Genomic DNA, 24,611 nt, shown 5'->3' with positions numbered 1-24,611 from the left:
TTGTCATATTTAAATGTGGTTTTTTTATTTTTATTCGGGATAAATTAGATTTTAAAATCTCCTCTTTCCTTATGCTCACTTTTGTTGTATCTATCGACACATTCATGATAAACTTTTACTGCTGTTTTAGCATCACTCCATCCACCTGTATCAACTTTCTTTTTCTCTAAATCTTTATAAACTTGGAAAAAGTGCTCAATTTCTTTTAAACGGTGTGGATTTAAATCAGCTATATCAGCTTTATTATTCCAAATTGGATCTGAAACTGGTACACAAATAATTTTTTCATCAGGACCTTTTTCATCTGTCATATGAAAGACACCAATTGGTCTAACCTCCATAACTGTCATAGGATATGTTGGTTGATGTCCTAACACAAGAACATCTAAAGGATCCTTGTCTAATGCTAAAGTTTCAGGAATAAAACCATAATCTCCAGGATACATCATTGAAGAAAATAACATTCTATCGAATCTAATTTTATGTAATTTAAAATCATATTCGTATTTATTTCTACTCCCTTTTGGAATTTCTATTAAAACATCAAAAGTTTCTTGTTTTACTTGACTCATATTTACTGTGTTTATAATGGTAAATGTACTGAACCCTATAATTATAGGCAACCTAAAAACGAATTGATTTCTTATAACAAAAATTATATCGTTGTAAATTGATAATTATTAAATATATGGCTAAAAAATTAGAAATAAAAGCCAAAACTACCCGTTATACCAAATTTACGAGCATTAGGGTGTTCTAGATAATTTCCTCTAAAATTAAAATCAATTCTAAATACTTTAAAAATATTTCCAATACCAAAACTATATTCGTAGTACAGCTTATCGTCGGGTGCATTATAGGTTACGTTTGAAGCATTTAAGGCTATATTGTCGTCTGAAATTTCTCCCCAGACACCTCTTACACCAATAATCTCTCTCAAGTTTAATTTACGTAAGAATGGAATTCGTGAAAATAAACGTCCGTTAAAATTATGTTCTAAATGCGCAGACACATACGTATCTGTAATAAACTCGTAATAGTCTAATTGTGAGAATGTATTATATATTGAAAAATATGCTTGATTACCTGGCACAACACTTAATAAGCCTAATGGCACTTCGCCAAATGTTTTACCTGCTTCTACGGTTGTAAGCAGTCTACCAAAACCACCTAATTGCCAAGGTTGTGTATATGAAAATTGAACTTTGGTATAATCAAAATCACTTTTAAACACATTCTTTTCTCCATGACTAAGTTGTGCAAACAAGGTTGCAAAATTATCGTTAGCTCGAGATCGCTCTACACCATAACCTGTCATACGTCTATTAGGATAATACGTTACAGAAAGAGCTGTTTCAAACTGTTTTAATTCGGATGCAATTTCGGTGTATGTATCGTCTATATAATAGTCTAAATTAAAGGCCTCTGAAGCCGAACCTAAAGTTCTAAAATCTGCACCTAATCTAAATACCACATTCTTTATAGGCTCCATTTCAAAAGCCAAACTTGTAAGCTGTATGTTTGTTAACTTATCGTTTGTACCTTTTGCAAATAATGAAGATGATGCCAAACTACGCCCCAAGACATCTGTAGATGTGGTTAAACTTGCTCCTATTTGCTCTATATCTTTTCGGTGTCCTCCAGAAATAATAAAACGATTTTCTTTATCGATTAACCATTTTCCTGAAATACCATATTTTATTTTTTTATCTCTAAATCCGTAAGCACCAAATCCTTCTATTCTCCAGGGGTCGTTTGCTCCAAAATAAGTTCTTCCTCCGCCACGAATACGCAATCCTTCAACCTCATTATAGCCAAAACTAGAAAATATGGGTCCATAATCCATATTTAATTCATCCAACTCGACATATCCTGAAGCCAAAATAGTTCCTGCACTATATAAACGTTTAAATTTCTTAACTGTTTGCAGGGTGTCTAGCATTTTGTAAACTCCTTTTTCGTCTTTACTTAATGTTTCTAACCTGTTTGCATCCCAGAATTCATCATCACGATTATAGGTGTCTTCGTTGTATTCAAAAACTTGTTCTTTATAAAAGTCATCGGCTTTAGGCTTATCGAAAAGGTAATTATCGTAAAGTGTAGTTCGTTTTCCATAAACGCCTCTAGCTTTCTCTTTTTTATTGAATGCAAAATCCGACATAAAATAGTCGCGATTTATAAGAAAAATAGAATCGTTTAATACATCAAACTCCTGTTCTATATAAATTTCTTTCACCCAATTTATATTGGCACTTTTAGAAGCTTGCATGTTAATTTTCTTGATCGCAAACGTAGAATCATTCACCCAAAAATCGCCTTTAAATGTAAGCTCATTTTTACGACGCGGATAATAAATAATATTATAGCACCATTTATTATCTATAAAAGAACTGTCTGCCAGCACATAATTATAGGTATTAATTCCTGTTTTGGATAACGGGCTTACAAAACTTTTATCGAAAAACTTAAGGTAATTATCGTATACATCGTACTGAGAATATAGGTCTTTTATAAAATCTAAAATGAATTGATTATTACTAAATCCAGACATTTTATTTCCTTTTAAAACCTCTCGCTCTGTATTTGAAACATTATTACCGTAAACTTTACTTGCAGATTCGTTTACAAAAATGGGGAGATATGTTTTACCTGTAACGTTAGATGTATCTACAGATTCAAAGATAAATTCCATCCCTTTAAAAATTCTGCTTTCAACTAAGGCACTGTCTATTGTATTTAAATCGAATTCTACTTTTTCATATTTATCGTATTCATATTGATCAAATTTCCGAAGTCCATTTCTTCGTTTATGTTCCCATATTTTTCTTAAAATATCGATCGCGGGATTATTCTTTTTAGGCTGTTTACCTGCTACAATAACCACTTGGTCTAATTGTGCAGCTTCTTCCTCTAAAACAACTTTTATGTTGTAATTAATGTTTTTTGCTAAAGGTATATCTTGAGTATGATACCCCATAAATGAAATGATAATTGCATCCCAATTGGAATCTGATTCCATGTAGAATTTACCCTCTTCATTCGTAATGGTTCCTTGAGAAGATCCTTTAAAAACAACGTTAGCATAGGCTATAGATTCGTTGTTTTCATCGTAGACATAACCACTAACTTTTGTTTGAGCTATTACGGATAGAAATCCGAAGAAAAATAATGCGAGGCTAAGTCTTAAATTCATAATTAAAAAAAAACTTCATCAGCAATAAATCATGTTGATGAAGTTTTAAATATGTGATAAATGCAGTTTACTTGTACATTACCTTTTTAATAGCTTTAACAACATCGTTGCTATTAGGTAACCACTCTGCCAATAATTCTGGAGAATATGGTGCTGGAGTATCTGCTGTGTTAATTTTTACAATTGGAGCGTCTAAATAATCAAAAGCCTGAGCTTGTACTTGGTACGTAATCTCTGTAGATACGTTTCCAAATGGCCATGCTTCTTCTAAAATAACCAATCTATTTGTTTTCTTAACCGAATCTAAAACGGTATTTATATCTAACGGACGAACGGTACGTAAGTCGATAATCTCACAAGAGATACCTTCTTTAGCAACTTCATCTGCAGCTTTATAAGCTTCTTTAATAATTTTACCAAAAGAAACGATTGTTACATCTGTACCTTCACGTTTAATATCGGCAACACCAATTGGTAGAACATATTCTCCATCTGGCACTTCACCTTTATCTCCGTACATTTGCTCACTTTCCATAAAAATTACTGGATCGTCGTCGCGAATAGCAGCTTTTAAAAGACCTTTAGCATCATACACATTAGAAGGCACAATTACTTTTAAACCAGGTGTGTTTGCAAACCAGCTTTCGAAAGCTTGAGAGTGTGTAGCACCTAATTGTCCAGCAGAACCTGTAGGCCCTCTAAATACGATTGGACATTTGAACTGCCCACCAGACATTTGTCTGATTTTTGCAGCGTTATTTATAATTTGATCAATTCCTACTAGCGAAAAGTTGAAGGTCATATACTCTACAATTGGCCTGTTACCAGTCATTGTTGAACCTACAGCTATACCTGCAAAACCTAATTCTGCAATTGGAGTATCGATAACACGTTTTGCACCAAACTCGTCTAACATTCCTTTTGATGCTTTGTATGCACCGTTGTATTCAGCAACTTCTTCACCCATTAAGTAAATGCTCTCATCTCTGCGCATTTCCTCACTCATGGCTTCACAAATCGCTTCTCTGAATTGAATTGTTCTCATGTATCATATTTTAAGAACACAAAAATAACAATAAATAGAAAACTTTCAATAAAAGAATTATTATTAATTCATTAAATTGAAAAATAACTTTGAAAGCACTAGTAACGAGCTTAAAAAGGTTAAAATTAAATTATGTTTACTAAACTAAACCACCAAAATATAATCTATGCCTCTAAAACTTAAAAACTGTCTTATTATAGCCTTATTAATATCTTCTTTTAGTCACACCCAAACCCTAAAAGGTATTATAACTATAAACCCATTGCGAGGGATTGGAGACAACACTGTATTATCTAAAAAAAACAAAATACCAAAATACCACAGTTACACCTTTTCCAATAACAAATCTATTCAAAAATTAATTTCTACAGAAGGCACTACTATAGATACCGTTATTGTAGAACACCCTAACGTAGATGGCCTAACAATGGAAACCACAGAAATAAACATAAATGCAAATAAATTAATTATTTACAAAGACTTTATCAATGATGTGTTTCGACTAGAAGCCTCTCAGAAAAATCGTAATTTAGTTACCGAATAGATAAGTATTAAAGACCACATTCCTAGTTTTAATTGGATTTTGCAAAACGAAACACAAACTATCCTTGGGTATACGTGTAAAAAAGCCACAGCTGAAAGAATTATGGGAGTTAGAAAACAGCACATTACAGCATGGTACACAGAAGATATCCCGATTAATGATGGCCCAAAAGATTTTAATGGTCTTCCTGGTTTAATTTTACAGGTTAATACAAACAATAACGTATTAATTAAATTTGAAAAATTAAAATACTCTAAAGATACAAACACAGAAATTGAAGCCCCTAAAAACGAAAGTGAATTAATAAGCATTAAGGGATATCAATTACAAATGATGAATAAATAACAAAAAAACACCTAATTTATAGCATTTTAACAAAAATGAAATCAAATTAAAACTTAAACATTCAAAATATTTCACATATCGTTTTTTTTATTCCTTAGTTAGTATTAACATAAAAACCTATATGTTATGAAAAAAATTATTTTAAATGTTATTGCTATTGTTTCTTTTCTTTTATGAGTAACGCCAATACAAATGAAATCAACGAATCTTTAAATTTAAAAGTTGAATCTGTTAAGACGATTGAAGACAACAAGCTCGAAGAAGATTGGTACTGGTGTGTGAAATTCTCTGAAAGTGAAGAGACGAACGATTTGGACGGAAGTGTTACATTTACAACAACTTACATATGTACTAAAGTTGAACTTTAAAACAATACAACTCAGGGGTGGAACAAATTCTTCCCTGAGTTATAAAAAATAATCAATGAAAAAACTGTCCCTAATTATATTACTTACAACCTCATTAAATTATGCCCAAACCCTAAAAGGTATTATAACTATAAATCCATTGATAGGTATTGGAGACGAAACAGAGCTGTCTGAAAAAGAAAAAAAACCAATTTATACTAGTTATACATTTTCAAACAATAAATCTATACAAGAATTAATCTCTAACGAAAGCACTTCTGTAGACACTATTATTGTAGAACACCCAGATGTAGAAGGCTTAACAATGAAGACTACTAAAGCAATAATAAGATCAAATAAATTAATTATTTATAAGGATTACATTAATGATGTTTTTCGCTTAGAAGGCGAAAAGAAAAACAGACAATTAATTACAGAAAACACAAGTATAAAAGACAATATTCCAACTTATAATTGGACGTTACAAAACGAGACCCAAACCATTATTGGATATACGTGTAAAAAAGCTACAGCTGAAAAAATTAGCTTTGGAAGAAAACAATATATTACAGCCTGGTACACAGAGGAAATCCCTATTAGCGATGGTCCAAAAATTTATAATGGACTTCCTGGTTTAATTTTACAAGTCGATAATAAAAACACATTAATTAAATTTGAAAAACTGAAATTCTTTAAAGATACAAACACAGAAATTGAAGCACCTAAAAACGAAAGTGAATTAATAAGCATTAATGGTTTTCAATTACAAATGATGAATAAATAGTAATGCTAAAAAAAATATTACATAATACCGTATTAAAAAAGCAGTTGTTCTGTTTTTTTTTATTTCTGCCAAACTTTATCTTTTGTCAAACTAAAATTATTGGTCTTATTAAAGACAGTAAGCAGGACGTTATTTCTGGTGCAAATATTATTTTAAAAAAAGCAGAAACTGGTCTTATTTCTACGTATACAACATCTAATATTACTGGAGAGTTCGAACTTTTATCTAAGCCTGGTTCTTATATTTTAAAAATAAGTTATTTGGGTTACAAAACAATTAACCAAAATATAAGTATTACAACCTCTAATTTACAACTAGACACCATTGTTTTAGCTGAAAATAATACCGAATTAGAAGAAATTATTCTGAAAGCCGAAAACAATGGTATTGTACAAAAAGGAGATGTTACCCAATATAAAATTGATAAGTTTTTAAACGGCACAGAAGAAAGCTTAAAAGATATTATAACAAAATTACCAGGACTTGGCATTAACGAAAGCGGTAAAATTACAGCCAATGGTAAAGAAATTGACAGATTGTTAATAGATGGTGAAAACCTATACAAAAGTCAGCATCAATTAGCCACAGAAAACATAAGTTCTGAGATGGTTAAGAATGCCGAATTAATTAGAAATTACAAAGATTTTGAATCGATTACTCCCAATAGTAAAACAGGATTAACAGCGTTAAATATTAATATAAAAGATGAGTTTAAAAACAAATTTACAGGACATGTAGAAACACATGTTGGTATTGAAGATAAATATAAAATTAAAGGCGCTCTTTTTAACTTTGGCAAAAAGGTAAAATTCTCATTACTGCCTAACTCCAATAATTTAGGAGAAACCACAATGACAATTCAAGATTATTACACGCTTACAGACACAGATGCAATAAGTAACTCTAAAGGAAATAGCAAAGTAGTCTTTTCTAAATTAGAAGATTTGCCACGGTTTCTAAATTCTAGTACCAACGTCGCTTCTAAAACAAATAATTTTATTGCATTAAGCAGCATTATAAATCCTTCAGAAAAAACCAAAATAGATGTTTACGGTATTATAAATCATGTAAAACAAGAAGAAACATACAATAGAAAATTAGTGTTTAACGACACACAAATAGAACAAGACATATTAGAAAACTACAACATTCTTGAGAAGAACTTTTTTGGTACGTTACAACTTAAATCTATTTACAAACCTTCTACAACAAGTGTATTCACCTTTTTAAACGCATTAAACATAGATAATACAGACCAAGAAAAACGCATAGAGAACACCACAAATTCAGAACTCAATAACGTTAACGAATTTACAAAACCTAAAAAAACAAGTTTTCAATCTAATCTTAGTTTCAATAAAACAATAAGCTCCAATCTTTTTAGCACAGGTTTATCTTTTAAATATTTAGAGACCAATTCAAAAAAAGATATAAATGCTACAGATACATTTCTTGATCTTAATTTTGATACTGATTTTTACACCGCGAAACAAAAATTAAATACCTCGTTAAACGAAACAAATTTTAACCTGAGCTACACTTTAAACTACGCAAAAGCTTCAATAGAATTATATAACCAATCGACACTTACAAACAGTAAATTATACTCTAACACAAACAACCTTGATGCTTTTTACAACAAGTTATCATTAAACCAACTCGCAACAAAAAATGGTATCGATTTTGATTTTAAAATTTCAAAAACATTAAAATACACCATAGGAATTAATTATAATTATTTAGCGAATACGTATAATTCAAATGTTAGTCACGAAAATTTTCTAGGTTTAAATTCCGCTATAAAAGCTCAATTTAGCGCTAACAATATTGCAGATTTAACGTATACATATTCTAATAAAACACCAACTATACATTTTTTAAACGATGCATTTATTATTAAAGATTATAGAACTTTAATAATAAACGAAGATGTTTTACCAAACGCGTTACTTCCTTTTCATCAAATAAGTGCAAGCCATTTTATATTTAAACCAAAAGCTAAGCTCTCTTATATTTTTAATGCGTCTTACACTATAAAAAACAAGTCTATCGGGAATAATATAATAAATACAGAAAACGTCTCTGTATCTAAAAACAAGATTATTAACAAAGATAATATGTTTAGCACATTTGTGTTTTTAGAAAAATCTTTAAACACGTTGCCTCTTGCGTTTTCTGGCAGTTTGTCTTACAGTAATACGAACACAGATTACTTCCAAGAGAGTACATCTTTCCAATATAAAAACGAGAACATCTCCAGCATTGTTAAATTAAAAAGTAATTTTAAAAATGCCTTAATTAATTTCGATCTGGGCTATAAATTTTCAAAAACCACGTATAACGACCAAGACAATACGAGTTCGCTTCAAATTTCACAACCTTCAATAAATCTTAACGGAAAAATTTCGGCACATTTGTTTTGGTATTTAGAGTCTAACATTACCTCTTATAATAATAACGACTTAAAACGGAATATTTATAATTTAAGTCCAAGATTAAGATATAAAAAAGCGGAATCTAAGTGGGAGTTTTATATAACGGGGAATAATATTCTTAACCTAGACAACAACACTATTTTAGAGAATAATAGTTCGCCTAGTTATTACGAAGAACGCACAAGTTCAATCCTTTCCGGTTACATACTTGTTGGAAGTAAATTCAGGATTTAGCAATTTTTAACTCTTTTTTTGATTATTTACTATGCACGCATAGTAAAATTTAAATAAAATTCAATAACTTCGTATCCAGATAAAACTATACTTATTATAACAAACAAATATTATGAAAATTTTAGTGTGTATTAGTCACGTTCCAGATACGACTTCAAAAATAAATTTTTCAGAAGGCGATACCAAATTTGACACCAATGGTGTGCAATTTATAATAAACCCTAACGACGAATATGGCTTAACACGTGCCATGTGGTTTAAGGAAAAACAAGGTGCTACAGTAGATGTTGTAAATGTTGGTGGCCCTGAAACCGAACCAACATTACGTAAAGCGCTTGCACTTGGTGCAGATGGCGCTATACGTGTTAATACCCCTGCTTTAGACGGTTTTGCTGTGGCAGAACAATTAGCTAAAGTAGTAAAAGACGGCGCTTACGATTTAGTAATTGCTGGTCGTGAATCTATAGATTATAACGGCGGTATGGTACCAGGCATGCTTGCAGGATTAACCAATGCAAACTTTATAAATACATGTATTAGCTTAGATATTGATGGCACAAATGTAAAAGCTGTTCGTGAAATTGACGGCGGAAAAGAAACCGTTAATACAACTTTACCTTTAGTTATAGGCGCACAAAAAGGCTTAGTTGAAGAAAGCGATTTACGTATTCCAAATATGCGAGGTATTATGATGGCTCGTAAAAAACCATTAACTATAGTAGAGCCCATTGAAGCTTCTACAGAAACCGTTTCTGTAAAATTTGAAAAACCAACGCCTAAAGGAGCTGTAACACTTGTATCTCCAGACAATTTAGACGAGTTAGTTAATTTACTTCATACAGAAGCTAAAGTCATTTAATCACATTTCAATATCAAGAATTAGTTTGTATTGAAATTAAAAACTTAAAAACACTATGTCAGTTTTAGTATATACAGAATCAGAACAAGGAAAATTTAAAAAAGTAGCTTTCGAAGTAGCGTCTTACGCCAGAGCTATAGCCGATCAATTAGGAACATCTGTTACAGCTGTTTCAATTAATGCAGAAGATCCTTCTTTATTGGGAACCTACGGCGTTACTAAAGTTTTAAACATTAAAGACTCCAAACTAGATACGTTTAATGCAAAATCTTATGCTCATGTTATAAATCAGGCAGCAGCAGAAGAAGGCTCTAAAGTCGTCGTGGTTAGTTCTAGCGCAGATAGTAAATATTTAGCACCATTATTAGCTATCGAATTAAAAGCAGGTTACGCATCTAATGTTGTTGCGCTTCCAACAAATTTATCGCCTTTTACTGTAAAACGTACAGCGTTTACAAACAAAGCTTTCAACGAAACAAGTATAAGTACGTCAACTAAATTAGTTGGATTATCTAATAATTCTTTCGGAATAAAAGAACATATCACAGAAGCTGAAGTAACTCATTATTCACCATCAATACCAGATAACGGCGTGCATGTCGAATCTGTAGATAAAGTTACAGACAAAGTAACTATAGCAGATGCAGACATTGTAGTCTCTGGTGGTCGTGGTTTAAAAGGACCTGAAAACTGGGGAATGATTGAAGAATTAGCAGATGTTTTAGGTGCAGCAACAGCATGTTCTAAACCTGTTTCAGACTTAGGTTGGAGACCACACGGAGAACACGTAGGACAAACAGGAAAACCTGTAGCCGCAAACTTATATATTGCAATAGGTATTTCAGGAGCAATTCAACATTTAGCAGGTATTAATGCTTCTAAAGTTAAATTAGTAATCAATACAGATCCAGAGGCACCATTCTTTAAAGCTGCAGATTATGGCGTAATAGGAGATGCTTTTGAAGTTGTCCCTGCACTAATCGAAAAATTAAAAGCTTTTAAAGCTCAAAATGCTTAATTTTTTTTAAAATTATATCAATAAAAAGACTGTTTAAAAGACTCCTACCCTTCAAATTTTTATTAAAATTTAAAGGAGTTCGCCCATTTCCACATATTGTTTTACACAAAAAATGTAGAATAGGTTTGGTAAAGTCCTAATTTAAACAGTCTTTTGTGTTTTTAAATTATGAGTTTAGTTAGACTTAATATAAAGGGAATTTCCTACAGCCAAACGCAAAATGGCGCTTACGCTTTAATACTCAATGAGGTAGATGGTGATCGTAAATTACCTATCGTTATTGGTGCATTCGAGGCACAATCTATTGCCATAGCTCTTGAAAAAGAGATTAGGCCTCCACGCCCATTAACTCACGACTTATTTAAGAATTTTTCTGATAGATTTGACATCACAGTTAAGCAAGTCATTATTCATAAATTGGTAGATGGCGTGTTTTATTCTAGCTTAATTTGCGAGCGCGATAAAATTGAAGAGATTATAGATGCAAGAACAAGCGATGCTATTGCTTTAGCGTTACGCTTTCAGGCTCCTATTTTTACTTATAAAAACATATTAGACAAAGCAGGTATTTATTTAAAAATAAATCCTGACAAAGAAAATGATGGCTCTCAATCTGACTTTCTTACAGACGATTTAGTTTCAGAAGATCTTGAAACCCCCGCTAAAGAGGAAGGTTATAAAGGTAAAACTCTAGACGAATTAAATCAATTACTAGCTGATGCAGTAATGAACGAAGACTACGAAAAAGCTGCCAAAATTCGAGATGAAATCTCGAAACGATAAAGCCCTATTAAAAGTATGAAACACCTTTTATTCGCCCTTGCTCTTATTTCTTTCGGATTTTTTAACAGCGCACACGCACAAAGCATAGAAAAACTATGGCAGTTAGAAAAACTTCAGCCCAAAACTGAAGACTCCACCGAAACAGCAAAGACGACTTTTGAAACACTTAAATTCGAAAAAGGAGAATTCAAAATCACTTCTAAAGGTGAAAATGCACTAGATTCCTCTGGGGATTATATGCTCCAAAATAATCTATTGGTCTTTTATTATGACACACCAACAGATGATATTCAACACTATAAAATTTCAGAATTAACAGATACAACTCTAGTGTTTTCGGAAAAACAGAACATTTATAAATTTAAATCGTCTGCTGTTTCAACTAGCGCTATTGCTATCGCAAAACAAGATACTATAATTCCAAGTCAAGGATTTACAACTAATAGTTTACTTCGTGGACTACTAGGAATGTTTATTTTATTACTTATTTGTTATTTACTAAGTAGCAACAGAAAAGCTATTAACTGGAAAACTATTGGGGCTGGGTTAAGTGCACAAGCCATACTAGCTATTGGTGTTATAAAGATTGAATTTGTGCAATACGCATTTGAATTTGTTGGTAAAATATTTGTAAAAACATTAGAATTTACTCAAGCAGGTAGCCAGTTCCTATTAGGAAGTATGATGGATGTGAGTAGCTTTGGTTTTATTTTTATATTCCAAATTCTGCCAACAATTATATTCTTTTCTGCATTAACATCTGTGTTATTTTACTTAGGTGTTATTCAAGTCATAGTAAAAGGAATGGCTTGGGTATTAACAAAATTACTTGGCATTTCCGGTGCAGAAAGCTTAAGTGTTGCAGGGAATATTTTCTTGGGACAAACAGAAGCTCCTTTAATGATTAAAGCATATTTAGAACGCATGACAAGATCTGAAATTCTACTGGTCATGGTTGGAGGAATGGCTACTGTAGCAGGTGGTGTCCTTGCTGCTTACATCGGGTTTTTAGGAGGTGAAGACCAAGAGTTGAAAATATTTTACGCTAAACATTTATTAACGGCTTCTGTAATGGCCGCTCCTGGAGCAATTGTTATTTCTAAAATGTTATATCCTCAGCAAGAAAAAATTAATTCAGAATTAAAGGTTTCACAAGAAAACATCGGATCTAACATACTGGATGCTATTGCTAACGGAACGACTGAAGGATTAAAATTAGCAGCAAATGTTGGAGCCATGCTATTGGTATTCGTCGCTTTTATAGCGATGATTAATTATGGTTTTGGTAAAATAGGAATGATTGGTGATTTTAATTCTTGGATTGCAGCAAACACTCCTTATAAAATGTTCTCTTTAGAATTTATTCTAGGATATTTATTTTCACCTCTAATGTGGGTAATCGGAGTTGCTAAAGAAGATATGGCACTTATGGGGCAATTACTAGGAATTAAATTAGCCGCAAGTGAATTTATAGGCTACATGCAATTAGCCGAACTTAAAAACGTAGCGAATCCTATCCATTTTCAATTTGAAAAATCTATAATCATGGCGACTTACATGTTGTGTGGTTTCGCGAACTTCGCATCTATTGGAATACAAATTGGAGGTATAGGTTCTTTAGCTCCTGGAAAAAGAAAAACACTTTCAGAATTTGGTATTCGAGCACTTATAGGTGGTACTATAGCATCTCTTTTATCGGCTACAATTGCAGGAATGATTATTGGATAATATTTACACATACAATACTTACCCTTTTATAGCTTGTATTTTATACTTTTGCAACTTACTAGATTAGATTATGAAACAATATTTAGACCTCGTTAAACACGTTTTAGAAACGGGAAACGAAAAAGGTGATCGTACAGGAACGGGAACCACAAGTGTATTTGGTTATCAAATGCGTTTCGACTTAAGTGAAGGATTCCCAATGGTTACCACTAAAAAATTGCATTTAAAATCTATTATTTACGAATTGTTATGGTTCTTAAATGGAGATACAAATATTAAATACCTAACAGAAAACGGTGTAAAGATTTGGAACGAATGGGCTGATGAAAATGGCGATTTAGGTCCTGTATACGGGCACCAATGGCGTAATTGGAATGGTGATGAAATTGACCAAATTAAAGAAATTGTTGAAACTTTAAAGACAAACCCCAATAGCAGACGCATGCTTGTTTCTGCCTGGAACCCTTCCGTTTTACCTGATAATTCTAAATCGTTTAGTGAGAATGTAGCTGATGGAAAAGCGGCACTTCCGCCATGCCATGCCTTTTTTCAATTTTATGTATCTAACGGAAAATTATCTTGTCAGTTATATCAAAGAAGTGCAGATATCTTTTTAGGAGTTCCTTTCAATATCGCATCTTATGCATTATTTACCATGATGATGGCTCAAGTTTGTGGTTACGAAGCAGGCGAATTTATCCACACATTTGGAGACGCTCACATTTATAGTAACCATTTTGAGCAAGTCCAATTACAATTAAGTAGAGACCCAAAACCACTACCAAAAATGATTATTAATCCTGAAGTGAAAAGTATCTTCGATTTTAAATTCGAAGATTTTAGTTTAGTCGATTACGAACCGCATCCACATATAAAAGGAGCTGTAGCAATATAAATTAAAGGCATTTCAAAATTCAGAAATGCCTTTTTTATATTATAATTTTAGCACACTATTTTCTGCATCTGCAAATTCATTCCAAACTTGATCGTCTGCCTCTGCTTCATTTTGAAACACGCCATCAACTAAGTATCTAAACTCATAAGACGCATCGACATCCAGACTAACAACACCTTTAAACGTTCCGTTTTTTAACTTTTTCAAAGGTGCAGCCTTAACATCCCAATCATTAAAACATCCAACCACCGATACTTTCTCTGCGTCCTCAGCAGGTACTGTAAAAGTCACTTTACAAACAGGCTTACTTTTTAAATATTGTTTTGAAATTGCCATAAATTTTGTTTTTTTAATTAATATAAAAGTAAGAAACTATTAACCACTATCAAACGAATAATACTCTAGCTAACAAAGAATTATGTTTTTCTTAAAAAAGAATTAAATTAAACATAATGTTCTAAATTATATTGTTAGTTTATCAAATTATTATTAATCTTTTTACCCTATTTTAATATCATTTTTACAAAAGTTTCAAAAATCGGAGTAGAAATACTACTTTTACTTCACTAAATACTTTTAACTCATGTTTGGTAACAAAAAAAAGATACCTCAAATAGATAAAGAACAATTAGAGCTTATTAAAAATGCTCAAAAACGTATTAAGCAAAAGAAAAGCTTATATACACACTTCATATTATTTTTAATTGGATCTGTAGCACTAATTGTTGCAAATCTAGGACTCCATATAGGTGAATCATATAAAATCTTAGGCAAAGATTGGTTTATATTTATTATAGGCTTTTGGTTCTTAATTTTAACCTATCACGCTTTCAATGTCTTTGTTATTAATCGATTTATGGGACCTTCTTGGAAACAAAATCAGCTGGATAAATTAGTAGCAAAACAGAAAGAGGGTATCGAAAAACTAAAAACAAAATTACCGCAAGAAGAAACGAAAGCAATCCCTGTACTCGAAAAAAAAAAACTGAGTAAAAAACAAAATCTAACCCTTATTGTTGCGGCTTCAGAAAATAATGCTATTGGTAAAGACAATAAATTAATTTGGCATTTACGCGACGATTTGCAACGTTTTAAGACGTTAACATCTGGACATTGTATTATTATGGGACGTAAAACATTTGAAAGTTTTCCTAAACCCTTGCCTAATCGTACGCATATTGTAATTACAACTCAGCAAAAATATAAAGCCCCTCATGGCGTTATTGTGGTACATAATATAGAAGATGCTTTAGATGCTGCTTTAAACGACAAACACCCGTATGTAATTGGTGGTGGAGAAATTTACAAGCAAGCGCTTCCATTTGCAGACAAGATTGAATTAACACGTGTACACAATTCTTTTGTTGCCGATACGCATTTCCCAGAATTAGATCTGAGCGAGTGGAGAGAAACTCAGAATATATATCATCCAAAAGATGAAGAAAACGATCATGCTTTTTCATTTTTAACCTACGAACGCATATAATAATCTGAAATTTATAAGATTCACATCCAAAAAAATCATATTTAAGCTTTACAAGCTGGTTATTTACAAAATTCTGTAAATTTGCAGCATGATAAAAGAAATCCAGCTTCGCGTTTCCCTTATAGAGGAATCTAAATTTCAAGATGCTCTCTTGTGGAAATCTGCTAAAACGTTAGATATTCCAAAGGAAAAGATAACAGGAATTAAAGTGCTTAGAAAATCTATAGATGCTAGAAAACCTGCTATAATTTTCAATTATAAAGTGGCCGTTTATATTAACGAGCCTCTTCCTGAAACCTCATCATATACATTCGATTATAAAGACGTATCTAAAGCAAAACCCGTACACATTATTGGATTTGGACCAGCAGGAATGTATGCGGCTTTACGCTGTATAGAGTTAGGATTTAAACCTATTGTTTTAGAACGCGGTAAAAACGTTCAAGATAGACGACGAGATTTACGAGCAATTAATCAAGATCACTTTGTAAATGAAGATTCTAATTACTGTTTTGGAGAAGGTGGAGCCGGAACCTATTCCGATGGAAAACTATATACCCGAAGCTTAAAACGTGGAGATGTTCGTCGTATATTCGAAAATCTAGTATATCATGGTGCTACCGATCAGATTTTAGTCGATGCTCATCCACATATTGGAACAAATAAACTTCCTAAAGTGGTTACAAATATTCGTGAAACCATTTTAAAGTATGGTGGTGAAGTCCATTTTGAAACACGTGTTACCGATTTTACGATTACAAATAATAAAATTCAAGCCATCCAACTATTAAACGGTGAAGAATTAACTGCAAATCGTGTTATTCTTGCTACAGGACATTCTGCTCGAGATATTTTCTATTTATTAAATAAAAAGAAAGTCGCAATAGAAGCGAAATCTTTTGCTATGGGTGTTCGAGTAGAGCATCCACAACACATTATCGATTCGATACAATACCATTGTAACGGAGAACGCAGCGAATTATTACCTGCGGCAGCCTATAGTTTGGTGCAACAAGTAAATGGTCGTGGCGTATACTCTTTCTGTATGTGTCCTGGCGGATTTATAGTGCCAGCTGCAACCGCAAACGGAGAAGTTGTGGTTAACGGCATGTCGCCTTCAAAACGAAATAATGAATTTGCTAATTCAGGTATTGTTGTTGAAATTAATGCTGACACAGATTTATATAAATACGAACAATTTGGAGCACTTAAAGCTTTAGAATATCAAAAAGACTTAGAAAAACTAGCTTTTACATCTGGCGGACGAAGTCAGGTAGCACCCGCACAACGTTTAACCGATTTTGTTGAAGGTAGATTATCTCCAGATTTAAATCCAACCTCTTATCAACCAGGTATAAAAAGTGTCCCTTTACATTCATTATTACCTAAATTAATAGGAAAAAGTTTACGAAAAGGTTTTGAATCTTTCGGACAAAAAATGAAAGGATACTATACTTCTGAAGCTAATATTATTGGTGTAGAATCCAGAACCTCATCGCCTGTAAGTATTCCTAGGAACGAAAAATTAGAGCATCCACAAATTGAAGGCTTATTCCCTTGTGGTGAAGGTGGCGGTTATGCTGGAGGCATTGTTTCTGCAGCTATGGACGGAGAACGCTGTGCAGAAGCTGCAATTATTGGGTTATAATTATGTATTGAATATTAGAACAACTAAAAATCTATTTATAAATTCTAAATATTGATATCACTACTCAATCTCTAGATTAGATAAAACAGTTACATTAAGATACACAATGAAAGTATTAATCGAATACCCTAAAATCATTAAAAACGATTGATAATAGCGAAGTTAACAGAAAGTATAAATCTAAATATTATTCTTATTTTTACATTTTAAAAAATAAAATTATGAACGCATATATATTTCCTGGTCAAGGTGCCCAATTTTCAGGAATGGGACTTGACCTTTACGAAAACTCTAAAGAAGCCCAAGAATTATTCGAAAAAGCGAATTCTATTTTAGGTTTTCACATCACAGATGTAATGTTTGAAGGTACAGCAGAAGACCTTAAACAAACAAAAGTCACACAACCAGCTATATTTTTACACTCTGTAATTCTAGCAAAAGTTTTAGGCGACAGCTTTAAACCAGATGTAGTCGCAGGGCATTCTTTAGGTGAATTTTCTGCATTAGTTGCAGCTGGTGCTTTAACCTTTAAAGACGGATTAAAATTAGTATCTCAACGTGCACAGGCCATGCAAAAAGCATGTGAATTAGCACCAAGTACTATGGCTGCCGTTTTAGGTTTAGAAGACAAAATTGTTGAAGACATATGTGCTTCTATAGATGGGGTTGTTGTAGCAGCAAATTACAACTGCCCAGGACAATTAGTTATTTCTGGAGAAACTATTGCTGTTGAAAAAGCTTGTGAAGCCTTAAAAGAAGCCGGAGCAAGACGTGCATTAATACTACCTGTTGGAGGTGCCTTTCACTCACCTATGATGGAACCTGCACGTGAAGAATTAGCAGCTGCAATAGAAAACACAACATTTAGTAAACCTAACTGCCCTATTTATCAAAACGTAACGGCTACTGCTGTAACAGATGAAAATGAAATAAAAGCAAATTTAATTTCTCAATTAACAGCTCCTGTTCGTTGGACTCAATCTGTACAACAAATGATTGCTGATGGTGCGAACCATTTTACAGAAGTTGGACCCGGAAAAGTATTACAAGGATTGGTTAAGAAAATTGACAAAACTGCTGAAACTGCATCTGCAACCTTTGAAACTTCAGTAAATTAATGAAGCTTTCTAGAACTCAATTCATTTTAGGATTAATAGCCATAAACATTGCATTCGATCAAATTTCGAAATTTTTGGTTAGAGCTTATGTAACCCCTTATGAAACTACAGAATTAATTGGTGATAAATTTATCTTAACCAATGTAGAAAATTCTGGAGCTTTTTTAAGCTTAGGTAGCGATTTAAACCCAACATTAAAGAGTATATTTTTACTTATTATACCTATAGCTGTTTTAGGATATGTTACATACTATATCTTAACACATAAAACATTAGACAAATATTCAATTTTTGGTTTTTCATGTATTATAGGTGGTGGAATTGCCAATGTTTACGATCGTATTATGTACGGTTCTGTAACAGATTTTTTTCACATTGATTTAGGAGGTGTGTTTAAAACTGGAGTATTTAATCTCGCAGATATGTCGGTGATGTTAGGTATGGGACTTCTACTCTATTCCAATTTTATTACAACTAAAAAAGCAAAACAAAACACATAAAAAAAGCCTCAAGAATATATCTTGAGGCTTTTTTATTTTATCAGGCTTTTAGGAGACAATCTTCACAATCTTTAATTTCTCCGTAATACGTTTCTCTGTATTTGTGTAGTGTTTTAAAAGGCATATTTAAAAAAAGCATTTTAATATATGTCACTTTTGTTTGCAACACCCCCATCTTAGGGGTAAAGCGTTCTTCACTCTTGGTTTCCCGTTTCACTGTAATCAATTTCATAATATCATATTTCATTCTGAACGCAAGGTACTGTAACACAGATTAAATTCCTAAATCACGAGCGATTACCCTATCATTTAACTATAGAATTATATTTTTATCAACACTATTCTATTTTACTTAAATATATCTCATTAAAAACAGAACTAAAACATAAGAAAAACCTTACTTATTAGAATAAAAAGCCTTCTTTACAAATTGTTGTAAAGAAGGCTCTTGTTAAATTAACACTAATTAATTTACTTATTTCTAATTTTTTGTTCCCATTTCCAAGCCGATCTCATTGCATCATCTAAAGTTAATTCAGATGTCCACCCTAACTCTTGATTTGCTTTTTCTGTATCTGCATAAGCAGCTACAACATCGCCTTCTCGACGTGGAGCAATTTTATAATTTAATTTTTCACCCGAAACATATTCAAAAGACTTAATAGCCTCTAAAACAGAACTCCCTGTTCCTGTTCCTAAATTAAAAACTTCAAAATTAGATTTATTTTTAGCCTCTAATAATCGCTTTAAAGCAATAACATGTGCTTTTGCTAAATCTACTACATGTATATAATCTCGAACGCAAGTACCATCTGAAGTTGGATAATCGTCTCCAAAAACAGATAACTGTTCGCGTAAACCTGCAGCAGTTTGTGTAATAAATGGCACTAAGTTTAAAGGAACTCCAATAGGTAATTCGCCAATAAGTGCAGACTCATGCGCTCCAATTGGATTGAAATAACGCAAAGCAATAGCATTTAAATTAGGGATTACTTTACAGCTATCTTTTATAATTTCTTCACCAATTTGCTTTGTATTTCCATAAGGAGACTCTGCTGGTTTTACTGGTGCATTCTCGGTAATTGGTAATTCGTCTGCTTGACCATAAACAGTACAAGATGAACTAAAAATAAAATTAGCATCTTTTAATTTATCGAGTTCCTGCAGAACATAAATTAAAGTATTAATGTTATTTTCATAATATAAAAGTGGATTTCCAACACTTTCTCCAACAGCTTTACTTGCTGCAAAATGAATAACACCATTAATATCACTATGAGTTTTAAAAAAGTTCTGAACGCCTTGTTTGTCTCTTAAATCAAGTTCTTCAAAAACAGGTTCTTTTCCTGTAATTCCAATAATACCTTGTAACACATCGCGAGATGAATTTGAAAGATTATCGATAATTACCACGTCGTAGCCTTCATTTTGAAGTTCTACAACAGTATGAGACCCTATAAATCCAAGTCCTCCAGTAACTAATATTTTACTCATTGATAAATGCTTTTACTTTGGTTGTTATGTATTCAATCTGATCGTCGTCTAATTCGGTATGCATAGGTAATGAAATAACTTCTTTTACCAACTGATTTGTAACTTTAAAATCAGCTTCATTATAACGCTCATCTAAATAAGCCTTTTGGTTGTGTAATGGAATTGGGTAATATACACCACAAGGAATATCATTTTCGTTTAAATATTTAGCTAATGCATCACGATCTACTCCGGTCACTCTTAAAGTATATTGGTGAAATACATGATTATCTTGTGCTCCGCTTCTAAATGGTATAACAATATGTTTTTCATCCTTAAAAGCAACATCATATTTATTTGCAGCTTCAATTCTAGCCTTATTATAAGCATCTAAATTTGGTAATTTAGCGCCTAAAACAGCTGCTTGAATGGCATCTAAACGCGAATTCACACCAACAACATCATGGTGGTAACGTTCGTACATACCATGATTTACAATACCACGAATGGCATGTGCTAACTCATCGTTATTTGTAAAAATAGCCCCACCATCACCATAACAACCTAAATTTTTTGAAGGAAAGAATGATGTTGCAGCTACGTCTCCAATAGTTCCTGCTTTTACTTTAGTACCGTCACTATATGTGTAATTAGCACCTATAGCTTGTGCACTATCTTCTATTACGAATAAGTTGTTCTCTTTTGCAATTTCCATTATTGCTTCCATATTTGCACATTGTCCAAATAAATGTACAGGAACAATTGCTTTTGTTTTTGGAGTAATTGCCTTTTTAATAGCTTCAATATCTATATTAAAAGTATCTGGCTCTACATCTACTAAAACTGGTGTTAATTGCAATAATGCAATAACCTCAACCGTTGCAGCAAAAGTAAAATCGGTAGTAATAACCTCGTCTCCTGGTTTTAAACCTAGACCCATCATAGCAATCTGTAATGCATCTGTACCGTTTGCACAAGGAATTACATGTTTTACATTTAAATATTGTTCTAAATTTTTCTGAAATTCGTGAACCTTTGGTCCATTTACAAATGCTGTAGTCTCTAAAACCTCTTGAATAGATTCGTCTACAACATCCTTTATTCTAGCATATTGACTCTTTAAGTCAACCATTTGAATTTTTCTCATAAAAAAGAAATTAAGGCTCTTTACATCAAAGTAAATAAACCATGATAATTAATAAATCCGTTTGGGACATTAAGGTAACGAAATTACAAAAATCAAGGGTGTTTACCAATCAAATTATGCCAAAGAAATCCTATTTTTGCATCAAAGCATTTTAATTTGAGAATTATATACAATATCGGCATATTCCTAACGAATTATTTACTTCAAGCTATTGGTTTGTTCAATTTAAAGATAAAATCTGGAGTAAATGGTAGGCGAGAAACCTTTCGCAAATTAAAAGAACATATTACGCCTACAGATCACATACTTTGGTTTCACTGCTCCTCTTTAGGCGAGTATGAACAAGGACTTCCTGTGTTTTCTGAAATAAAAAAACAGCATCCAAACCATAAAATTGTTCTTTCTTTTTTCTCTCCCTCTGGATATGAGATTAGAAAAAATTCACCGATTGCAGATTGTGTTGTGTATCTCCCCTTAGATTCTAAAAAAAACGCCTCTATCTTTCTCGATTTAGTACACCCAGAGCTCACTGTTTTTGTAAAGTATGACATTTGGCCTAACATTTTAAATGAACTAAAACGCAGAAAAGGAAGAGCCATTTTAATTTCAGCTTTATTTAGAGAAGATCAAGTGTATTTTAAAAGTTATGGTACTTTTATGACAAATGCTTTGTTTGCGTTTGAACATATTTTCACCCAAAACAAGACTTCAAAAGCGTTACTAGAATCTGTAAATTATAAAAATGTAAGTGTTTCTGGAGATACCCGTTTCGACCGTGTTTCAAATCAATTAAAAATAGATAATACTTTAGATTTTATTGCTGATTTTAAACAAAACAAGTTATGTTTTGTCGCAGGAAGCACTTGGCCTGAAGATGAAAAATTATTAGTAGAATATATTAATACTGAAGCACCTAAAGATGTAAAATTTATTATTGCACCACACAATATTAAACCCAATCAAATTCAGCAACTTAAAAATAATATAAAAGCAGAAACAGTGCTGTTTTCAGAAAAAAGCACCAAAGACATATCTAAAGCAAAAATATTTATAATTGATACCATTGGTATTTTAACCAAAATATACAACTATGCAGATATTGCATATGTAGGCGGAGCTGTTGGAACTACGGGATTACACAACACACTTGAACCGGCAGTGTTTGGAGTTCCTATTATAATTGGAAAGCATTATGAAAAATTTTTAGAAGCAAAAGCGATGATAAATAACCAAGGCATGTTTTCTATTAGCAATCAAACACAATTAAATCAAACTGTTAACACATTAATTAATGATACAAATCACAGAATAACAACAGGATCGAAAAATACTTCATATATTATTAAAAATACTGGTGCTGTAAATATAATTAAAAGCTATTTAAGCAAAAAAGATTAAAAATTCGTATTTTTAACTAAAATTTATAAAAAATTAACATTTTTAACATGTTGATTTCTGATAAGTTATTAACTTCGTTGCTTCAAAATTAACAATAACTATAACAATCAAAATTATGAAAAAAATTATTTTAAGTGCAGCTCTTGTTTTTGCTTTAGGTACAACATTCACATCTTGTAGAGACGTAAAAGAAAAAGCTGATAGTGCTGGAGATTCTATTGAAAACGCTGCTGATGCAACTGGAGATGCAATAGAAAATGCTGCCGATGCAACAAAAGATGCTGTAAATGATGCAGCAGACACAACTAAAGACGCTGTAAACAATGCTGTAGACGCTACTGGAGAAGCTGTAGACGGTGCTACTGAAGCTACTGAAGGAGCCATGAGTAATGCTAAAGATGCTGTTGAAGGTGCTGCGACTGACGCTAAAAATGCTGCAGGTGAAGCTGTAGATAGTGCTTCTGATGCTGTTGAAGGTGCTGTAAACGATACTAAAGATGCTGCTACTAAAGCAGCAAATGACGCTATGAAAACTAAATAATTAGTACACATTAGTATAATAAATAAAATCCCTTGTATAAACTATACAAGGGATTTTATTGCTTAAAACAGTAAACGCATATTCGTTTATCGATTTTGTTTTTACTTTAAAATTGATTCTATAACCTCTAACTCTGAAGCATCAAAAGTTAAACAGTTTAAAGCTCCTATATTATCTAACAATTGTTTTTCACTACTAACGCCTACCAATACAGATGTAATTCTATCATCTTTTAACAACCAAGCTATAGCCATTTGTGCTAAACTTTGATTACGATTTTCTGCAACAGCATTTAACTTAATTACTTTTTCAATAATTGCCTGAGTAACGGTCTCCTTTTGAAGAAATCCAGTTTCCTTTGCCGCTCTAGAATTTTCGGGTATGCCTTTAATATATTTATTAGTTAAAAGCCCTTGAGCTAAAGGAGAAAAAGCGATACCACCAATACCTTCGGTTCCTAAAACATCTAACAAACCATCTTCAACCCAGCGGTCGAACATACTATATCTTGGCTGATGAATTAAACAAGGTGTACCTAATGTTTTTAAAATTTTAGATGCTTTTAAAGTATCTTCAGCATTATAATTAGATAATCCTACATACAAGGCTTTCCCTTGTTTTACAATTAAATCTAAGGCTGCCATAGTTTCTTCTAAGGGTGTACTAGGATCTGGTCTGTGATGGTAAAAAACATCGACATAATTTAAATCCATACGCTTTAAACTTTGATCTAAACTAGAAACCAAATACTTCTTAGATCCCCAATCGCCATAAGGACCTGGCCACATACCATATCCAGCTTTTGTAGAAATGATAAGCTCATCGCGATACGGTAAGAAACTATCTTTTAAAATTTTTCCAAAATTAGATTCCGCACTTCCTGGAGGTGGACCATAATTATTAGCTAAATCGAAATGCGTAATACCATTATCGAAAGCTGTATGTAGCATTTGTTTTCCATTATCTAGCGCATCTACATCTCCAAAATTATGCCATAAACCCAATGAAATAGGAGGCAATACCAATCCGCTTTTTCCACATCTTCTGTAAGACATGGTATTATATCTATTATCGTTTGCTTGATACATGA

24 protein-coding genes are annotated in these 24,611 nt (G+C 32.3%); 16 read left to right on the top strand and 8 right to left on the bottom strand.

Annotation, left to right across the window (positions count from 1 at the left end):
- Positions 1 to 44: 44 nt before the first annotated feature.
- From Q1B05_RS02200 to Q1B05_RS02190, 3 genes are all read right to left on the bottom strand, one after another.
- Entirely contained in the window at positions 45 to 572 is a 528-nt protein-coding gene (locus Q1B05_RS02200) for an inorganic diphosphatase (RefSeq protein WP_299777079.1), read from the bottom strand.
- A 128-nt stretch (positions 573 to 700) separates the two neighbouring features.
- Complete coding sequence (locus Q1B05_RS02195; RefSeq protein ID WP_299777077.1) at positions 701 to 3,193, bottom strand: DUF5686 family protein; 2,493 nt, start codon at positions 3,191 to 3,193, stop codon at positions 701 to 703.
- A gap of 67 nt (positions 3,194 to 3,260) precedes the next feature.
- Entirely contained in the window at positions 3,261 to 4,238 is a 978-nt protein-coding gene (locus Q1B05_RS02190; RefSeq protein WP_299777075.1) for a pyruvate dehydrogenase complex E1 component subunit beta, read from the bottom strand.
- Positions 4,239 to 4,404: 166 nt separating this feature from the next.
- Between Q1B05_RS02190 and Q1B05_RS02185 the strand changes: the two genes are divergently transcribed.
- The 10 genes from Q1B05_RS02185 to Q1B05_RS02140 all read left to right on the top strand — a co-directional run bounded on the left by Q1B05_RS02185 (position 4,405) and on the right by Q1B05_RS02140 (position 14,210).
- Complete coding sequence (locus tag Q1B05_RS02185; protein ID WP_299777073.1) at positions 4,405 to 4,782, top strand: hypothetical protein; 378 nt, start codon at positions 4,405 to 4,407, stop codon at positions 4,780 to 4,782.
- Complete coding sequence (locus tag Q1B05_RS02180; RefSeq protein WP_366944332.1) at positions 4,783 to 5,127, top strand: GLPGLI family protein; 345 nt, start codon at positions 4,783 to 4,785, stop codon at positions 5,125 to 5,127. It abuts the gene before it with no gap.
- A gap of 173 nt (positions 5,128 to 5,300) precedes the next feature.
- The gene (locus tag Q1B05_RS02175) at positions 5,301 to 5,495 is read left to right on the top strand and encodes a hypothetical protein (protein ID WP_299777071.1); all 195 of its coding nucleotides are present in this window, start codon (positions 5,301 to 5,303) and stop codon (positions 5,493 to 5,495) included.
- Between the two features lie 55 nt (positions 5,496 to 5,550).
- Complete coding sequence (locus tag Q1B05_RS02170; protein ID WP_299777069.1) at positions 5,551 to 6,258, top strand: GLPGLI family protein; 708 nt, start codon at positions 5,551 to 5,553, stop codon at positions 6,256 to 6,258.
- A 2-nt stretch (positions 6,259 to 6,260) separates the two neighbouring features.
- Positions 6,261 to 8,927, top strand: coding sequence for a carboxypeptidase-like regulatory domain-containing protein (locus Q1B05_RS02165; RefSeq protein ID WP_299777067.1), 2,667 nt, complete (start codon positions 6,261 to 6,263; stop codon positions 8,925 to 8,927).
- 112 nt (positions 8,928 to 9,039) lie between these two features.
- Positions 9,040 to 9,786 (top strand): electron transfer flavoprotein subunit beta/FixA family protein, encoded by a 747-nt coding sequence (locus tag Q1B05_RS02160; protein WP_299777065.1) that lies wholly within the window; start codon positions 9,040 to 9,042, stop codon positions 9,784 to 9,786.
- Positions 9,787 to 9,841: 55 nt separating this feature from the next.
- The gene (locus Q1B05_RS02155) at positions 9,842 to 10,804 is read left to right on the top strand and encodes an electron transfer flavoprotein subunit alpha/FixB family protein (RefSeq protein WP_299777063.1); all 963 of its coding nucleotides are present in this window, start codon (positions 9,842 to 9,844) and stop codon (positions 10,802 to 10,804) included.
- A 168-nt stretch (positions 10,805 to 10,972) separates the two neighbouring features.
- Entirely contained in the window at positions 10,973 to 11,587 is a 615-nt protein-coding gene (locus Q1B05_RS02150) for a bifunctional nuclease domain-containing protein (protein WP_299777061.1), read from the top strand.
- A 15-nt stretch (positions 11,588 to 11,602) separates the two neighbouring features.
- Positions 11,603 to 13,315: a nucleoside transporter C-terminal domain-containing protein gene (locus Q1B05_RS02145; RefSeq protein WP_299777059.1), complete on the top strand. Its 1,713-nt coding sequence runs from the start codon at positions 11,603 to 11,605 to the stop codon at positions 13,313 to 13,315.
- 70 nt (positions 13,316 to 13,385) lie between these two features.
- Complete coding sequence (locus tag Q1B05_RS02140; RefSeq protein ID WP_299777057.1) at positions 13,386 to 14,210, top strand: thymidylate synthase; 825 nt, start codon at positions 13,386 to 13,388, stop codon at positions 14,208 to 14,210.
- 39 nt (positions 14,211 to 14,249) lie between these two features.
- Here the strand turns inward: Q1B05_RS02140 and Q1B05_RS02135 are convergent, their stop codons facing one another.
- The gene (locus Q1B05_RS02135) at positions 14,250 to 14,546 is read right to left on the bottom strand and encodes an isoamylase early set domain-containing protein (RefSeq protein WP_299777055.1); all 297 of its coding nucleotides are present in this window, start codon (positions 14,544 to 14,546) and stop codon (positions 14,250 to 14,252) included.
- 247 nt (positions 14,547 to 14,793) lie between these two features.
- Between Q1B05_RS02135 and Q1B05_RS02130 the strand changes: the two genes are divergently transcribed.
- The 4 genes from Q1B05_RS02130 (at position 14,794) to lspA (ending at position 18,962) form a co-directional block, all read left to right on the top strand.
- Positions 14,794 to 15,696 carry a dihydrofolate reductase gene (locus Q1B05_RS02130; RefSeq protein WP_299777053.1) on the top strand — a complete coding sequence of 301 codons (903 nt, stop codon included), beginning with the start codon at positions 14,794 to 14,796 and terminating at the stop codon, positions 15,694 to 15,696.
- Between the two features lie 88 nt (positions 15,697 to 15,784).
- Complete coding sequence (locus Q1B05_RS02125) at positions 15,785 to 17,344, top strand: NAD(P)/FAD-dependent oxidoreductase (protein WP_299777051.1); 1,560 nt, start codon at positions 15,785 to 15,787, stop codon at positions 17,342 to 17,344.
- A gap of 221 nt (positions 17,345 to 17,565) precedes the next feature.
- Positions 17,566 to 18,462: an ACP S-malonyltransferase gene (fabD, locus tag Q1B05_RS02120; protein WP_299777049.1), complete on the top strand. Its 897-nt coding sequence runs from the start codon at positions 17,566 to 17,568 to the stop codon at positions 18,460 to 18,462.
- A complete protein-coding gene (gene lspA, locus Q1B05_RS02115; RefSeq protein ID WP_299777047.1) occupies positions 18,462 to 18,962 on the top strand; it encodes a signal peptidase II in 501 nt (166 codons plus the stop codon). The genes fabD and lspA overlap by 1 nt, the downstream gene beginning before the upstream one ends.
- A gap of 40 nt (positions 18,963 to 19,002) precedes the next feature.
- Here lspA and Q1B05_RS02110 read toward each other — a convergent pair whose 3' ends face one another.
- The 3 genes from Q1B05_RS02110 to Q1B05_RS02100 all read right to left on the bottom strand — a co-directional run bounded on the left by Q1B05_RS02110 (position 19,003) and on the right by Q1B05_RS02100 (position 21,582).
- On the bottom strand, positions 19,003 to 19,194 hold the full coding sequence (locus Q1B05_RS02110) for a hypothetical protein (RefSeq protein WP_299777045.1): 192 nt from the start codon (positions 19,192 to 19,194) through the stop codon (positions 19,003 to 19,005).
- Positions 19,195 to 19,433: 239 nt separating this feature from the next.
- Positions 19,434 to 20,456, bottom strand: a complete 1,023-nt coding sequence (galE, locus tag Q1B05_RS02105; protein WP_299777043.1) for a UDP-glucose 4-epimerase GalE — start codon at positions 20,454 to 20,456, stop codon at positions 19,434 to 19,436.
- Positions 20,449 to 21,582, bottom strand: coding sequence for a DegT/DnrJ/EryC1/StrS aminotransferase family protein (locus tag Q1B05_RS02100; RefSeq protein ID WP_299777041.1), 1,134 nt, complete (start codon positions 21,580 to 21,582; stop codon positions 20,449 to 20,451). Before Q1B05_RS02100 ends, galE begins: the two co-directional genes overlap by 8 nt.
- A 156-nt stretch (positions 21,583 to 21,738) precedes the next feature.
- On the opposite strand from Q1B05_RS02100, the gene Q1B05_RS02095 reads away from it, so the two are divergent.
- Positions 21,739 to 22,980 carry a glycosyltransferase N-terminal domain-containing protein gene (locus Q1B05_RS02095; protein WP_299777039.1) on the top strand — a complete coding sequence of 414 codons (1,242 nt, stop codon included), beginning with the start codon at positions 21,739 to 21,741 and terminating at the stop codon, positions 22,978 to 22,980.
- Between the two features lie 115 nt (positions 22,981 to 23,095).
- Positions 23,096 to 23,521, top strand: coding sequence for a hypothetical protein (locus Q1B05_RS02090; protein ID WP_299777037.1), 426 nt, complete (start codon positions 23,096 to 23,098; stop codon positions 23,519 to 23,521).
- Positions 23,522 to 23,622: 101 nt separating this feature from the next.
- On the opposite strand, the gene mgrA is transcribed toward Q1B05_RS02090, so the two are convergent.
- A complete protein-coding gene (gene mgrA / locus Q1B05_RS02085; protein WP_299777035.1) occupies positions 23,623 to 24,609 on the bottom strand; it encodes an L-glyceraldehyde 3-phosphate reductase in 987 nt (328 codons plus the stop codon).
- Positions 24,610 to 24,611 lie beyond the last annotated feature (2 nt).

The sequence above is a fragment of the uncultured Formosa sp. genome, assembly GCF_947500765.1.
Taxonomy (GTDB): domain Bacteria; phylum Bacteroidota; class Bacteroidia; order Flavobacteriales; family Flavobacteriaceae; genus Formosa.
This window is presented reverse-complemented; position numbering and strand designations above follow the sequence as displayed.